Source organism: Bacillus sp. LL01 (assembly GCF_001037965.1).
The window spans coordinates 149,607-164,466 of record NZ_LFEL01000001.1; the positions used below are offsets into that span (position 1 = coordinate 149,607).

The following is a 14,860-nucleotide window of genomic DNA, read 5'->3' on the forward strand; positions in this document are numbered from 1 at the left end:
ATTAAAAGGGGTTGTTCAAATTTGAAGAGGTTACTTGGTTTATTTTTAATAGCCATTGTGGTTGTTTGTATGGTTCTTTATTTTAAAAGCACTCCAGAGGGGACTATCGTTCAACCGAAAAATGAAATGGAAATAGAACTATTAGAATCTGCTGAAAAAACGTTTCGATTTTTTGAAGATTATACAGACCCTGATACAGGTCTTACCATGGATCGTGTTGACTTTGAGCAGGATGAAACAGCAGCTGAACATACCTCCCCCACTAATATTGCCATGTATATGTTAGGAATGGTCTCAGGTGTTGAACTTGGATTCATATCCAAAAATGAAGCGGAGCAGAATCTGGAAAAGACCTTGCGAACACTAAATGAAATGGATACCTGGAACGGACTATATTTCAATTGGTACTTCACTAAGGATGGTACCCAAAAAACAGATTGGGGACAGTTTATCTCTAGTGTTGATAATGGTTGGTTGACTGCAGGGTTAATTGTAACGGGGCAGTATTTTGATGGTTTGAAAGACTTAACAGATCCTCTCGTGGAGCAAATGGATTATTCCACCCTTTATGACCCTTCTGTTGGTCATCTACATGGAGGATATGATAAGGAACAAGAAAGCCTCACCTCTCACCATTACGGGATGTTATACACGGAACCCAGAGTGACAAGTTACCTTGCAATTGGAAAAGGAGATGTGCCTGAAGAGCACTGGTGGAGATTATACCGTGCATTTCCGCCTAAATTTGATTGGCAATCTCAAATTCCCTCGGGACCAATGAAGGATTACGATGGTGTAAATGTATTCCAAGGTGTCTACGAATACGAAGGTATCAAATATGTACCAAGCTGGGGAGGCAGTATGTTTGAAGCATTGATGCCAAGCCTTATCATGAAGGAAAATGAACTAGGTGTAAATGGTTTAGGCTTAAATAATCTGCATCATGTTAAAGGTCAGATTCGCTATGCAAAAGTAAATGAATTGGAGGCTTGGGGCTTTTCCCCTGCAGGAATCCGAAATAATTATGGAGAGTTTGGAGCTCCTGTATTAGGAGCAGAAGGATATGAGGATAAAGCTACAGTCACCCCGCATGCCAGCTTTCTCGCCTTGGAGCATGCTCCTGAAGAAGTCTACGAGAACCTAAAAAAATTCAAAGACTTGGGTGCATATGGAGATGACTATGGTTATTTTGATACGGTGAATCTTCAAACAAGGGAAGTTGCCCATACGTATTTATCTTTAGATCAGGGAATGATTTTGGCTTCTATCACTAATTACTTAAAAGATGGAGTCATCAGAGATTATTTTCATCAGGATCCAATTGGGAAAAAGCCGGAACATCTATTGGAAGTAGAGGATTTTGGCATTAAAGATTAATATAAGGAGAGCAGAATCTAAGCTGCTCTCCTTATATTTTTATAGCATATAGGTTATTTTATTGAACCTATATAGGACAAAGATTCTACATTCGTAGAATCATAGGAACCATCCAGTATTTTTCTTATATCCTCTAGCATCGTCTGCAGGTCAACAGCTTCTCCTTTCTTACCGGAGAACGGCTCTGCAACAAAGAAAGGTTGGGTTAGGTATGCTTCTAATCTTTCTCCTCTTTTATAGGTTTGTAGCTCAGTTTCAGGAAGTAGTTTCATACCTCTTACTTGAACAAGTGAGCGTAATTCACGGTATCGTCTAAGAAGCTTTTGCGAGCGTTGTTGTAAGGATAAGTGGTGTTGTTCTAGGTGAGCACCTTCTAAAACGGATGAGGTGGATTGTAAAGGATTAATAGCTGGGTATTTATGTCTTGCTGCAAGGTCTGCATCAAATTGCCATATCGTTTCTAATGGTCCATAAGGAAATTCTTCATCAACAACTTGCCCACTTAAATCTAGAAGGAATGTTGTAACTGTATTCATCCCTACCATTTCTAGCTTATTATGAAGATCTTGGATGTTACCGTTTGCTACATGGCCACGATCTGCAGCAAAAACTATTTCTATATCTGGGCCAAGTTCCATGATTTTTTGATAAGCTTCTTCTATTGAATTAACTGTATAATCGACATAGTCAAGGATATCCTCCACTTCGGGATGTTCGCCCTTAGGTGTGAGCATGATTGTATTGTATCCCTCTCGCTTAAGACGGTAATACAACTCTGCTAACACAACAAGTTGCCCCATACCTGGTCGTGCTACAAGCCCATTTGTGCCTCCTTTGGTCAATGGAGCGAACAAATCGATTGCTTTTATTTTAGTTTCAATCATGTCAACCTTCTCCCCTCTCAGTATCAATTCATCCAAGCTACACTCTGCTAATTCTGCTAACGCAATAATAGTGCGAACCTCTGCTCTTCCAACTGGAATTTTTCCTGTGCACAGATTTGAAACTGTGGCGGGTCTTAAACCAACTGATTTAGCCGCACTCGTGAGGTTTGGTACCTTTCTCCGTAGTAAAGCTACATTCAATTTCACATTATCCATTATTTTCACCTCCTATTACTTTATAGAGTAAATTATTTTATATTATAAAGCAATATTAATTTACGTTTAAAGGTAATTATTTTTACCCTAACTAATAATCACTGGGATTGTAACTTTTCGGAGGCTGATTTTAACTTTTTACGAAGTTATTGTAACTTTTTCAAAGGTTATTTCAACTTTTTTACGGGTCATTGTAACAATTCGAAATTAGAAAGAAAAACAGCGAAAAAAAAAGAGCAGCTCCTAGCTGCTCTCTCTCCTTAAATAACACCTTATCAAACATCTAACCCTATATCCGTCGATGCTTTACTGTTATAAACAGAAGTATCAAGATCATTGGTCACTTTACTCGTCAGGACCCCTGCAGTCATGCTTCCACTTACGTTCACTGCAGTACGTCCCATATCAATAAGCGGTTCAACAGATATCAATAACCCTGCAAGTGCAATCGGTAAGTCCATTGCAGAGAGCACTAGAATGGCAGCGAATGTTGCACCGCCTCCTACACCTGCAACCCCAAACGAACTGATGGCTACAATGACAATCAACATGAACAAGAATGACGGATCTAATGGATTTATACCTACTGTCGGTGCGATCATGACTGCGAGCATGGCCGGATACACGCCGGCACAACCGTTTTGACCGATGGATAATCCAAAAGAACCGGCGAAATTGGCAATACCATCTGATACACCGAATTCCTTCGTCTGTGTCTTAATGTTTAATGGTAAAGCTCCAGCACTTGTACGCGAAGTGAAGGCAAAAGATAGAACAGGAATTGCTTTACGAACATATGTCAATGGATTCAACCCTGCAATCGCCAACAAAACTAAATGTATTCCGAACACAATTGCCAGTGCAACATAGGAAGCGGCAACAAACTGACCCAGTTTGGCAATCGCTCCATAATCACTTGTGGCCGTGACCCTTGTCATTAATGCGAGCACCCCATAAGGAGTCAATCGAAGAATCAATGTTACGACTCTCATAATGATGGTATAGAAAGTATCCACTATTTTAGCAAATGATTCTGCTTGTAGAGGATTTTTTCGTCTGACGCCAAGGTAGGCAATGCCGATGAATGCGGCAAAAATAACTACTGCAATCGTAGAGGTGGATCGTGCACCTGTGAAATCCAGGAACACATTAGATGGAATGAAATCCAGCATTTGTTGCGGGAATGTCTTGGAAGCAAGATCTCCTGCGCGCTGCTCCATTTGTTCCCCTCTGGCTGTTTCCGCCTCTCCTTGCTCAATCTGAATTGCTTCCAAATCGAATACAAGTGTGGTACCGATACCAACCGCTGCAGCCACTGCTGTCGTACCTATTAAAATACCTATGATCAATCCACTAATCTTTCCAATGTTACTCTTTAGAGTAAGTCTTGTGAACGCAGAAATTATGCTGATAAATACTAAAGGCATAACAATCATTTGAAGAAATTTCACATATCCCGATCCTACAATGTTGAACCAGTCAATGGAACCGGTCAATACTTCCGATCCTGAGCCATAGACAAACTGAAGCCCCAGACCGAAAACAATTCCTATCCCTAGTCCAGAGAATACGCGCTTAGAAAAGGAAACGCCTTTCTTTTGCATCGTATAAAGCCCAAAGCAAAGTAAAAGTAATAAAATAATATTAAGTACAATAAACAAAGTATCCAAACTATCTCCTCCTTCTTTTATAATTAAATACTTTAATCCACTAAAACAACCCTGTCAAGTAGGAATTGGATAATAAAGAATAACTTTCCATGGAAAATTTATTCTTAGTTACATCTTATGGGGCTTATTCTCATACATGCCCACAAACAAAAAAAGAGGCTGTCCTTTTTAACCGGACAACCTCTAACGTATTATTGTTCCTCATCCACCATTCCTTCGAAAGCTGCGGATACTTTATCAAACTCTTCATCTGTTTCAATTTCAGACAGCTCTCCGTCTTCCTCCACTTTTAGGAAAAAGATATCGACGTCTCCTGTTGTTTCTTTCTCGATTTCTTCGACAAATCCGACTGCTACATAAACCGAGCCCTCAACATCCATTGTGCCAAGCACCTCAAGCTCTTGTTCCTGATCGTTTTCATCTGTCACGATGAAGATATCTCCTACTTCTACTTTTTCCATTTTTCTATCTCCCTTCTATTATTTAATCCTCTTGTAAGTCTTTTCCTTGATGCCCTAATACTATACTTCATTTAGGACGTCCTTATCTTACCATATTGTGCTAATCTATTGATAGTGAATGCGATATTTTATCAAGGGGGACTGTAGATGAAAGAGTTAATGAGGCTAGATGCTACAGAAATGGCAGAGCTGGTTTTCAAAAAAGAGGTAAAACCGATAGAATTGGTGGAAAATACGATTTCCCAGATCAAAAAGGTAAACCCTTCTATTAACGCAATCGTTACGGAACTCTATGATCAAGGAAGGGCTCATGCTAACAGAATAGATGTCCATGGTCCTTTTGCAGGGGTTCCTTTTTTGATGAAGGATCTGGAATTTTTTGAAGGTGCCCCATATACCGCCGGATCCAGGTTTTTACAAAATTATATGTGCCCGACGGATTCAGAACTCTCTAAACGTATTAGAAAAACCGGATTAATAACCGTTGGAAAGACCAATATTTGTGAGTTAGGTATTCAGCCTATAACGGAGCCCGAGTTATTCGGTCCGACCCGAAACCCATGGAATACCGATTTTACAGCTGGAGGTTCCAGTGGTGGAGCTGCAGCGGCAGTTGCGGCAGGCATTGTACCGATGGCGCATGCCTCAGATGGTGGAGGCTCTATCCGGATACCGGCCTCCTGTTGTGGAGTTTTCGGAATGAAGATCAGCAGAGGTCGAAATCCGAGAAACCCGGATGCACTTGGCCTTGGTGTCAGTCATTGTGTTTCACGTAGCGTAAGGGATAGTGCAGCTCTTCTGGATGCCACCAACGGTCCGGGATTAGGTGATCCATATATCGCGCCGATGCCTGTAAGGAGCTTTAAAGAAGAAGTGCAAAAAGATCCCGGTAGATTACGAATTGCCTATCTTTCTACCGCTTTTGATGGCAGGCCTATACATCCGGACTGTGTTGACGCAGTTGAGCAAGCAGCAAAACTTTGTGAAGACCTTGGGCATCATGTAGAGGCCGCCGCTCCAGTCATTCATGTCGAAGAGTTTACTAGAGCATTTACCATCCTCTGGTATCAGATGGTATCCATGGGTATCCTCACTCTTCCTAAACTTGTAGGACGTGAAGCAACAAAAGACGATTTCGAACAATTGACATGGGAAATTGGAAAACTAGGAGAAAAATTCACAGGAGTTGAAACGCTTTCCGCCATCTCCTATTTGCAACAAATAGCCGCTCAGATGGCTGCTTTCTTCCAAGAGTATGATGTATTCTTGACTCCCACTCTTTCAAAACCACCAGTGAAAATAGGGGAGCTGGTCTATAATGGGGACCTTCAAGAATACACTCGTGTTGTGAATGAGTGGGTACCTTACACGCCTCTTGCCAATGCTACAGGAATTCCGGCAATGTCGGTACCATTGCACTGGAATAAGGATAACCTTCCAATCGGCACGCAACTTTTTGCTCCATACGGTGATGAGGCGACCCTCTTCCGTTTGGCGGCACAATTGGAACAGGCAAAGCCATGGGCTGACAAACTGCCAAATCTATAAATAAGGCTGTTTTCGCAAAGTTTGTTGTTTATAGAAAAATATAGGCAAATGAGTGGAATGGAGCGGAAGGCACTCGACTCCTGCGGGAGGTAGCGGTAGACTTGAGACCCCGCAACGAAGTGAGGAGGCTCAAGCACCGCCCCGCGGAAAGCGAGTGCCTGCAGCGAAAAGAAACGGTCAAACTTTTTAGCAAATAACAACAATCATTTAGAAAACAACCATCAATAAAAACGAGCCTCCATCGTTAAATGGAAGCTCGTTTTTTAGTGTGTTTTTAAAGGGACAAGCCACAATTGCCGTAACTTAGTATAAGAAAGTTTTAAACCACCACTCCTGAAAGTGGGTGTTCGCAAAAACATTCCTGTCGTCCTCAATCTAGGAGGCATGACATTCCTGCTTTTATATAAAACTCCCTAGCTAAGTATAAAGGTTAAAACTTTGTTATGGTTACGTACATCGTAGCTTGTTTCCCTATAGTACAGGAGAACGGGTGAAAATGCAAATGGTTTTGTCCATTGCTAATGTGAAAAGGGCATAGATATTAAAGTACTGCCTTATAATGCTCCCCGCAATAGGCAAGCACTACCTGCTCTTCCTCTTCCTCCATCCCGAAATCCAGAAGTTTATTGCTGTTCACTTCGTAGAATTGGTATTGTGCAATACGGGAACCTGACTCATTCACAGCGAAAATCACTTTTAAATAGACTCCTTCTTCAGAGTACAATTCATCCTCTTCATCAACTTCGAGGTTTAGAAGAAATTCGTATCTGTCTCCCTCAATAATTCCTGTAGGATCGTTTAGTTTTTCTACTTCATACCCTTTAATGTTCATAATTGATCTCTTCCTTTCTATCTCTTGAAATTCTTGTTAGGTAATTCTCTTTTACGTGCTTTCTCTTTTCGTGCTTTTGCAATATTTTTTTTGCGTTCTTCCTCATAATCTTCACGGTCAGGAATACTGACTCCTTTAAATACTAGCCTCTCAAGGGGCATATCAATCCCCTTCTCTATCATTTGAAGAAAATCCACATCTCTTGGAGCATATAGAGTGTAGGCTTCCCCTACTCCATTTGCGCGTCCTGTTCGGCCAGTACGGTGGATATAAGTCTCCAAATCCTGCGGGATGTCATAATTATATACATGTGTAACCCCTTCTACATCCAGCCCTCGAGCTGCCACATCTGTCGCAACCAAATATTGAAGTTTGGCTTCACGAAACCATTTCATCGCTCTGTTTCGTTTGGATTGAGGGATATCACCATGCAATGCTTCACACTCGACCCCATCAGACTTAAGAACTTCTGTTAGTTTTTGCACCCTAGCCTTTGTCCGACAGAAGATAATGGCCAAATAAGGATTTTGTTCTTTTATTAAATGAAGCATTGTGCCTTCTTTTCGGCGGTCTGTCGTTTCAACGGCGAAGTGGCTGATTGTGTCCACAGTCACTTGCTTCTCTTTTATTTCAATGTGTTTAGGGTGTTTCATATATTTCTTCGCAAGTGCATGAATCTCGTCCGGAATGGTGGCGGAAAACAGCATGGTCTGTCGTGAAGAAAATGTTTCTGATGTAATTATATCAATATCTGGCAGGAATCCCATTAATAACATCTGATCGGCTTCATCAATGACCAACATTTTGATAGTGGAAAGGTCAATGGTTCCTCTTCTTACATGGTCCAGTAATCGTCCAGGTGTTGCCACGATGATATGTTGTGCACCTTTCAGCTTTTTCATCTGGGACTGGACGTCCTGTCCTCCAAACACTGCAAGAACGTTTAAACCATCTATATTCTCCTTCAGCTTTTTAATTTCTTTTGTGATTTGATGGGCAAGCTCCCGTGTTGGTGTCAGTATCAACGCTTGTGTTTCAGGATTGTTCACTTCCACTTTTTCTAAAATAGGAAGTACAAATGCTAGAGTTTTTCCTGTTCCTGTTTGTGCTTGAGCTATTATATCATGCCCATCCAGTACAGCGGGTATGGTTTGTTCCTGTATCGGGGTCGGTGCATTTATTCCCAAGGACTTTAACGAATGGTTTATCCCTTTTCGCACTCCCAAATGTATAAAATCAGTCAATCCTATCACGTCTCTTTCCTAAGCTATTTCCGCTTCGTTTGTTGCTTCTTAGTGAACATTTATCAACTGAGCGAAAAGAGCCTTAATCCAATAACTATACCATATTTTAAAGGCAAACATACATAAAAACCGAATCACTTTATATCATGATCGGCTTTTTTCCATTCTATCCAATTTTACTTAAACCAACCCTTCTCCTTGGATTGGGTGATTGCTTCGATGCGGTTCTTTACCTCTAGTTTATCCAGTATGGTAGAGATATAGTTTCTCACTGTCCCGGATTTGATACTAAGCTCATCTGCGATCTCCTGCGTGTTCTTTCCATCAGCCACCAGTTCAAGTACCGCTTTTTCCCTTTCTGTAAGAGGATTTTCCTCTCCGTAGAAATCATCCATCAATTCAGGGGCATAGACTCTTTTTCCTGACATGATGCTACGTATGGAGTTTGCTAAATCTTCACTTGGACTATCTTTTAACAGATAACCTGTAACACCCGCCTTCAAAGCTCGCTGGAAATAGCCGGACCGTGCAAAGGTCGTCAATATGATGACTTTGCACCCAAGCCCTTTTATCTCTTCAGCAGCTTCCAATCCTGTTTTTTCCGGCATTTCTATATCCATAATACAGACGTCCGGCTTTAACTTATGATAAAGCTCTACCGCTTCTTCCCCATTGCCTGCCATCCCCACAACTTCCATATCCTCTTCCAAATCTAGCAATGAACCTAAGGCACCTAACACCATCCGTTGGTCTTCTGCTATTACAATACGAATCATACTTGCTCCTCCTGCTCCCTCTGATTGACCATTTTTGATACCTTTATAATAATGGTAGTTCCATCGTCTCCGTTTACATCCAATAACCCATTTACAAACTCTAACCTTTCTTTCATACCAAGAAGTCCGCTTCCTTTAACGATATCGATCTCCTCTAGCATTCCAATCCCATTATCCTTAATGGTCAAACTGATCTCATCACCAAGTTGTTCCATTTTAATGAAACAGCTTGATGCTTTACTGTGCTTAACCACATTTGTAACCGCCTCTTTCAGGCACATGCTCAAGATGTTCTCCAAAAACAATGAATTGTTCTTAAATGGCAAATCATGCTCCAACTTAAGCTCTATTTGTGCGGCGTCAAGTAACTGTTTGACTCTGATAAACTCTTCTTTCAGCCGTATCCCTCTCATTTGCGACACCATTTGTCTCACTTCATTCAACGCGGTCCGTGCTGTTTGCTGTACATCTTTCAGTTCGGATTTTGCTTGTTCTGGATTTTTATTTAGGACTTTTCTTGCAAGATCACTTTTTAGTCCAATGAGTGATAGCTTTTGACCTAGTGTATCGTGGAGATCCCGTGCAATACGTTGTCTTTCCTCTTGAATAATAAGTTCTGAAATCCTTTTATTTGCCACGTCCAGCTGTTCTTCCAGTTGATCTTGTTTTCTTTTATTATAAAGGTTGAAAGGAAGTAATATTACAGCTATCCATATGATGACAACAAAAGGTATCTGCCGTAAGAACAACTCGTCCCTCATCACAACATTGATATTGATAGCGACAGTCGTTGCAATTAAATGAATGATATATAAGATAATGAAGGCAATTTTATTCTTAATCTTCCCATTATAATAAGCAATGTAGAAAGCAAAATAGATAAAATGAAACAAAATGGTCATTGTTATGGATATGGCAATAAGTAAGCAGGTCCACAAATAGACTGGCCACTTATTGGATATGAAGGCAAACCTGTAAGCTGCAAAAAATGCTATAGTCAGGATAATGCCGATGATAATTTCCGTTGTTGAAGAAGATTGGAATATAAAATAGAAAGGAAGGATGCTGAATACACTCCAAATGTATGGAGATATTCCTGATCCTTTTTGAAAAATCGCAAATCTATTTCTCATGGTTGATCCCTCTTTTATACTTGATGTCTTGTACATTTATTTTAACATATGCAAAAGGAAAGTTATGTAAAAAGTTAGCATTTTATCTTTCGAACCTATTTTACTCTATATCCATGATGAAGACACAGTCATAAGTGTCATACTGGATTAATGACAAATGTCATGGAAAAGCAAAAAGGAGGCTCTTCTCATAAGAATCCTCCTTTCGATTAGATTGCTATATTGTCCACTGGTCGTGTATGACACCGATCAAATACCATCTACCGTCCACTTGCTCCAACACTACCCGCAGGCTCCTCCAATCCATTCCCTCATACTTCTCGTCAAAACCTGGAAAGTGAAATTCTACAATCGTTGACCCAGGATAGACTTCCTTACTGTTGTCAATGCTGTTACCCTGACCGAGCTGTTTATTTACCGCAATTTCCTCCGCATTTTCAAAATCCGCATCGTAAATGAACCTTTTATAATACTCCTTGAATGTCAGTTCTATCGAGTCGCCTGTACCGTCATACTCCCCCCAGTTTAAGACAGTTTCACTTTCCCATATGCCTTGTACTTCTGTCTGCTTGAATATCTGATCGGATTCCTCCTTGATGTAACCATACGGTGTGAAACGCACTCCTTTGCTTGGATGGATAAGTTTGCTAAGGTTGACAAAATCCTCCGTCTTTAATAAGCGCACAATTTGAGCCGCGGTCTCTTTGGCTGTTAGTAATTCCGCCTCCTGTTCTTTTTCATCCACCTGTTCTGGTGAATGGTTTTCAACCGTATTACCTTTTGTGTTTTCCTGCTGTGTACAACCAATCATCAAAATAATGAAGAAAAGCCCGATACTCAACCTTAAATAATTCACACCATCACTTCCCAGAATAAAAGTAAAGACCTTCCCTAACATTATGTTCCACTTTCGATAAGGTTAGAATACTTTTTTTAATTGGCTGTTTTCGTAAACTTTGTTGCTTTTTCGTATTTATCAACTAACCGTTATATTCCTTACTGTCGTGCTCTTTTCCTGGGTGTACAGAGTAAACTACATGCCTATTTTAAAATAGATTAGCTGTGAAAAATCCAAAGGCCGACTTTTCACTAGAGAATAGCAACAATCTTTGAGAAAAGAGCCTTTTAATTTGATGGATTTTTATCAAAACGTTTATTCGTAATAATGTTTAAAGCGGCCATTCCATCGCTTGGGCAACCGTTCAAATGATTAATCGGAAATAAGGAGAAGAAAATGAAATAAAATGAGAAATAAGTGAACTGGTAGAAAAAGATGCCCGGCTCCAGTACTTCTTTCAAAATAAGGCTATTCAGAATTAGAATAGACAAAATATTAAAAATTGAACCACCTAGATAGACAAGTGCTTTTTCTACTTTTAGTGCCTTTTTGCCTAATGAAATATATTCACACCATCCGTCATAAAAGTATAACTTTCTGATGCGGATCGATCCAAGATCAAATAGTACATTTCCTGTCCCGATATGGACAATTACCTTGCCTCCAAAAAGCTTGGCAAAGAAATAATGCCCCATTTCATGGATAATGGTGACTATAGGCAATACCAGAAAAAAAGATAAAAAGAATTTCCATAAATCATTGAAGCCGAACAATAGAAGCACGCCCTTTTCATTTAGAAATAGAATTAAATAGTGCTTAAATACCCGAATTTCAAAAATCAAACTAGAAAATGCAAAAAAAAAATAATCTGAACCAATATCCCTAGTATTTAGTATCAATAAGAAACCCCGAATCTATGTAAGATTCGGGGTTTTTGTCAAAGATTTCATAATCAATAAGTCAATCTTGTCTTGATATTTTGTAAGCAGCTGTAGTAAAAGTCGCTAGCTAACTTAAATTGATTGGTTTCGTAATAATATTCAGCTAACATCTCAGTGTATTTATTGGTGTACCTTTCATTACCTGCACTTTTGAAAAAGGGGAGTACTTGTTTTAGGATGTATGTTTCCATTTTGTCGCTTTTCTCCAATAGGTAGATATGAGCAGTGAAATGAATGATGTATTCTTTTAAGTTGGTTCTCCGGGCTAAAGAAAGTCCTTGCTCTGCCCATTCCTTTGAGAATTCTGTTTGGTTCAAGAAGTAATATTCTTCTACAAGACCCAATATAGAAAATACACTTCTCTCCTCTTCTCTTTTCAATTTCAATGATTCCAAATAATAGAATATGGCTTCTTCTGATTGTTTCAAATGAGACTTAATCTCACCTAGATTGTTTAATGCCATGGATTGTAGGTACTTATCTTGGATGCTTTCTCCAATGTTCTTGGCAGATAAATAATGTTTCTCAGCCAATTCAAACCGTTTTGAATAGTTGTAATTGATACCCAATATTACATGACACTCTGCCGACCGCTTATTGTTATAAAGGCCCTGGTAAATGTTCAGTGCTGTTTCAGCATAAAAGATGGATTTAAACGTATCGCTCGTTTTTAGCTTGGTTAATGCGACCTGATAATATAATTCTGCTTTATCTTCAGCTGAAATGGTCTGGAGTTTTTTAGCTAAAGTAAGGGCATGATCAAGTGCAAGTGTGGATTGAAGAAAATTATCTGTTCTATAATAATAGATGCCCAGTGTTTTGTAATGAATATATTCTATAGAGGAATTTAAACTAGTAGATAATAAATTAATCTGTCTATATGTAGGTTCATAGAGCTTCTTATCATTAATCAATATGCAATATTTCAATTTAACCACAAGATAAAACAAGAAGATATCCGGGTCGGTGTCATCCTTGCCTATGTTGAACTCATTATTCAAGTAAGTTAACTTCTCTCTTGCGGCTTTTTTATCTTGATTTACCGTTAAATCATAAATGGAGTACAGTAGCTCTTCTAGCGGAGATTTTATATTTCTGGCTGAATGGATTCTTGAACTCTCATTCAACTCACCGGATAATTCATCAGTGCCAACGATTCCATGATCAAGACTATAGTTTAGAGGGAATTTATTCCTAGAACGGCCAGTGATATGATTATTTATACTATTCATCGCCAACACCCTTTGTGTGAATTATAAGAATATTTTACCACCTTATACAGCATATTTATACAACTTTCCATTAGTTTCTACGTTTTTTATAATATTTCCAGACTACTAGTTTTAAAGTTATCCAACTTTAGTCCACTTTTTTTCCTGATTCAGCTATATTCCCACTGTCACAATTTAGCCGTATCTTCGCCATAAAGATGTCATAAACAAAAGCCATTACCCGGTTTTGCTTAACCTGTAAAGGGAATATAATTAAAAGGAAGTTTGCATCACCTTTATATTGTGAAGTATTGAGCAAACTATTGTATAATGAGAGAGAACATAATTTGATGAACTATATTGTGTGTTGAAAAAGGAGTGAGTATGGATGTTGGAATATGATCCGGTCTTATATAGTCGTATTTTAACCGGTATAACTTTGGCGGTTCACGTCATCTTCGCTACAGTCGGTGTCGGGGTGCCCCTCATGATCTTATTGGCGGAATGGATGGGGATAAAAAGGAATGATGAACATTACCGCCTTCTTGCCAGACGGTGGGCCCGCGGGTTTGTTATAACGGTAGCAATCGGGGTGGTGACAGGAACCGCAATCGGCCTTCAGTTGAGTTTGCTCTGGCCTAACTTTATGCAAATGGCGGGACATGTGATAAGTCTACCATTGTTCATGGAGACGTTCGCCTTCTTTTTTGAAGCTATATTTCTTGGTATCTATTTATATACTTGGGACCGTTTCAAAAAGAAAATCTATCATTTTCTCATATTGATTCCCGTTGCCCTTGGAGCAACTGCATCCGGCTTCTTTATTACTACAGTAAACGGGTTCATGAATGCACCGAGAGGGTTTGACCTCGAGAACGGCGTCCTTACAAACATTCGCCCATTAGAGGCGATGTTCAACCCTGCAACCCCTACAAAGGTTGCTCATGTATTGTCATCCGCCTATCTGACGACCGCCTTTTTACTTGCGGCGATAGCAGCATTTGCAATACTTAGAGGAAAAAACCATGTTTATCATAAAAAAGCATTGCATCTTACCATGACTGCAGCGGCGGTGTTCGCAATCTCTACCGCGTTGATCGGGGACTTTTCCGGTAAGTATCTTGCAAAATATCAACCTGAGAAACTAGCTGCCGCCGAATGGCATTTTGAAACATCAACAGAAGCTCCTCTTATTCTAGGTGGGGTATTGCAGGAAGATAATAGTGTTAAATATGCATTGGAAATACCGTACGCTTTAAGTATTTTGGCACACGGGACTCCAGATGCCGAGGTTATAGGGTTGGAAGAATTTCCAGAAGAGGAGCTCCCTCCACTTATTGTCCATTACTTCTTTGACATGATGGTGGGAATTGGCATGTTCCTTGCATTGGTATCCATCCTATATGTCTTGTTTGCGAAGGTCAGGAAATGGAATGAATGGAATAAGCCACTGCTATGGGCAATTGTGGCAGGTGGACCATTGTCCCTCCTGGCAATCGAAATGGGATGGTTCTTCGCTGAACTTGGAAGACAGCCGTGGCTTCTCGTGGGTTATATGACGGTGGAAGAAGGAGCAACCACCTCAGAGCATGTTGATCTGATGATTGTCCTATTTGTTCTCCTTTACATTGTTCTTTGTACAACATGTGCGACAGTGTTAAGGAAAATGTTCAAAAATAACCCGGTGGAGAAAGAACTTCACGACAGGGGCATGGAGTAAGGAGGATGA

Annotated in this window: 13 protein-coding genes and 1 other RNA gene; 3 read left to right on the forward strand and 11 right to left on the reverse strand. The window is 39.9% G+C overall.

The annotated features are described in order from the left end of the window. Positions 1-21 precede the first annotated feature (21 nt). Positions 22-1,377, forward strand: coding sequence for a glucoamylase family protein (locus AB685_RS00785; protein WP_047968660.1), 1,356 nt, complete (start codon positions 22-24; stop codon positions 1,375-1,377). Positions 1,378-1,430: 53 nt separating this feature from the next. Here AB685_RS00785 and AB685_RS00790 read toward each other — a convergent pair whose 3' ends face one another. The 3 genes from AB685_RS00790 to AB685_RS00800 all read right to left on the reverse strand — a co-directional run bounded on the left by AB685_RS00790 (position 1,431) and on the right by AB685_RS00800 (position 4,608). Continuing rightward, positions 1,431-2,477 carry an ATP synthase subunit B gene (locus tag AB685_RS00790; protein ID WP_047968661.1) on the reverse strand — a complete coding sequence of 349 codons (1,047 nt, stop codon included), beginning with the start codon at positions 2,475-2,477 and terminating at the stop codon, positions 1,431-1,433. Positions 2,478-2,752: 275 nt separating this feature from the next. Then, complete coding sequence (locus AB685_RS00795; RefSeq protein WP_277814270.1) at positions 2,753-4,081, reverse strand: L-cystine transporter; 1,329 nt, start codon at positions 4,079-4,081, stop codon at positions 2,753-2,755. A 257-nt stretch (positions 4,082-4,338) separates the two neighbouring features. Beyond that, the gene (locus tag AB685_RS00800; RefSeq protein WP_047968663.1) at positions 4,339-4,608 is read right to left on the reverse strand and encodes a DUF1292 domain-containing protein; all 270 of its coding nucleotides are present in this window, start codon (positions 4,606-4,608) and stop codon (positions 4,339-4,341) included. 147 nt (positions 4,609-4,755) lie between these two features. Between AB685_RS00800 and AB685_RS00805 the strand changes: the two genes are divergently transcribed. Beyond that, a complete protein-coding gene (locus tag AB685_RS00805) occupies positions 4,756-6,156 on the forward strand; it encodes an amidase (protein WP_047968664.1) in 1,401 nt (466 codons plus the stop codon). A 280-nt stretch (positions 6,157-6,436) separates the two neighbouring features. Here the strand turns inward: AB685_RS00805 and ssrS are convergent. The 8 genes from ssrS to AB685_RS00840 form a co-directional block, all read right to left on the reverse strand. Next, a non-coding RNA gene (gene ssrS, locus AB685_RS30005) (6S RNA) lies at positions 6,437-6,624 on the reverse strand. Between the two features lie 73 nt (positions 6,625-6,697). Continuing rightward, the gene (locus tag AB685_RS00810) at positions 6,698-6,988 is read right to left on the reverse strand and encodes a DUF6509 family protein (protein WP_047968665.1); all 291 of its coding nucleotides are present in this window, start codon (positions 6,986-6,988) and stop codon (positions 6,698-6,700) included. Positions 6,989-7,005: 17 nt separating this feature from the next. Then, positions 7,006-8,175, reverse strand: a complete 1,170-nt coding sequence (locus AB685_RS00815; protein ID WP_241773223.1) for a DEAD/DEAH box helicase — start codon at positions 8,173-8,175, stop codon at positions 7,006-7,008. A gap of 233 nt (positions 8,176-8,408) precedes the next feature. After that, the gene (locus AB685_RS00820; protein ID WP_047968666.1) at positions 8,409-9,008 is read right to left on the reverse strand and encodes a response regulator transcription factor; all 600 of its coding nucleotides are present in this window, start codon (positions 9,006-9,008) and stop codon (positions 8,409-8,411) included. Then, positions 9,005-10,141 (reverse strand): sensor histidine kinase, encoded by a 1,137-nt coding sequence (locus tag AB685_RS00825; RefSeq protein WP_047968667.1) that lies wholly within the window; start codon positions 10,139-10,141, stop codon positions 9,005-9,007. The genes AB685_RS00820 and AB685_RS00825 overlap by 4 nt, the downstream gene beginning before the upstream one ends. A 217-nt stretch (positions 10,142-10,358) precedes the next feature. After that, on the reverse strand, positions 10,359-10,997 hold the full coding sequence (locus tag AB685_RS00830) for a hypothetical protein (RefSeq protein WP_128755779.1): 639 nt from the start codon (positions 10,995-10,997) through the stop codon (positions 10,359-10,361). 269 nt (positions 10,998-11,266) lie between these two features. Continuing rightward, entirely contained in the window at positions 11,267-11,752 is a 486-nt protein-coding gene (locus AB685_RS00835) for a membrane protein (protein WP_047969665.1), read from the reverse strand. Positions 11,753-11,931: 179 nt separating this feature from the next. After that, entirely contained in the window at positions 11,932-13,152 is a 1,221-nt protein-coding gene (locus AB685_RS00840) for a tetratricopeptide repeat protein (RefSeq protein ID WP_047968668.1), read from the reverse strand. Positions 13,153-13,519: 367 nt separating this feature from the next. Between AB685_RS00840 and AB685_RS00845 the strand changes: the two genes are divergently transcribed. Beyond that, positions 13,520-14,851 carry a cytochrome ubiquinol oxidase subunit I gene (locus AB685_RS00845; RefSeq protein ID WP_047968669.1) on the forward strand — a complete coding sequence of 444 codons (1,332 nt, stop codon included), beginning with the start codon at positions 13,520-13,522 and terminating at the stop codon, positions 14,849-14,851. The last annotated feature ends 9 nt before the right edge of the window (positions 14,852-14,860 follow it).

Excerpts from the sequence above, each read along its gene's own strand:
- AB685_RS00805 (WP_047968664.1), top strand. The coding sequence starts at position 4,756 with ATGAAAGAGTTAATGAGGCTAGATGCTACAGAAATGGCAGAGCTGGTT.
- AB685_RS00810 (WP_047968665.1), bottom strand. The coding sequence starts at position 6,988 with ATGAACATTAAAGGGTATGAAGTAGAAAAACTAAACGATCCTACAGGA.
- AB685_RS00825 (WP_047968667.1), bottom strand. The coding sequence starts at position 10,141 with ATGAGAAATAGATTTGCGATTTTTCAAAAAGGATCAGGAATATCTCCA.
- AB685_RS00790 (WP_047968661.1), bottom strand. The coding sequence starts at position 2,477 with ATGGATAATGTGAAATTGAATGTAGCTTTACTACGGAGAAAGGTACCA.
- AB685_RS00845 (WP_047968669.1), top strand. The coding sequence starts at position 13,520 with ATGTTGGAATATGATCCGGTCTTATATAGTCGTATTTTAACCGGTATA.
- AB685_RS00840 (WP_047968668.1), bottom strand. The coding sequence starts at position 13,152 with ATGAATAGTATAAATAATCATATCACTGGCCGTTCTAGGAATAAATTC.
- AB685_RS00820 (WP_047968666.1), bottom strand. The coding sequence starts at position 9,008 with ATGATTCGTATTGTAATAGCAGAAGACCAACGGATGGTGTTAGGTGCC.
- AB685_RS00800 (WP_047968663.1), bottom strand. The coding sequence starts at position 4,608 with ATGGAAAAAGTAGAAGTAGGAGATATCTTCATCGTGACAGATGAAAAC.
- AB685_RS00795 (WP_277814270.1), bottom strand. The coding sequence starts at position 4,081 with ATGCAAAAGAAAGGCGTTTCCTTTTCTAAGCGCGTATTCTCTGGACTA.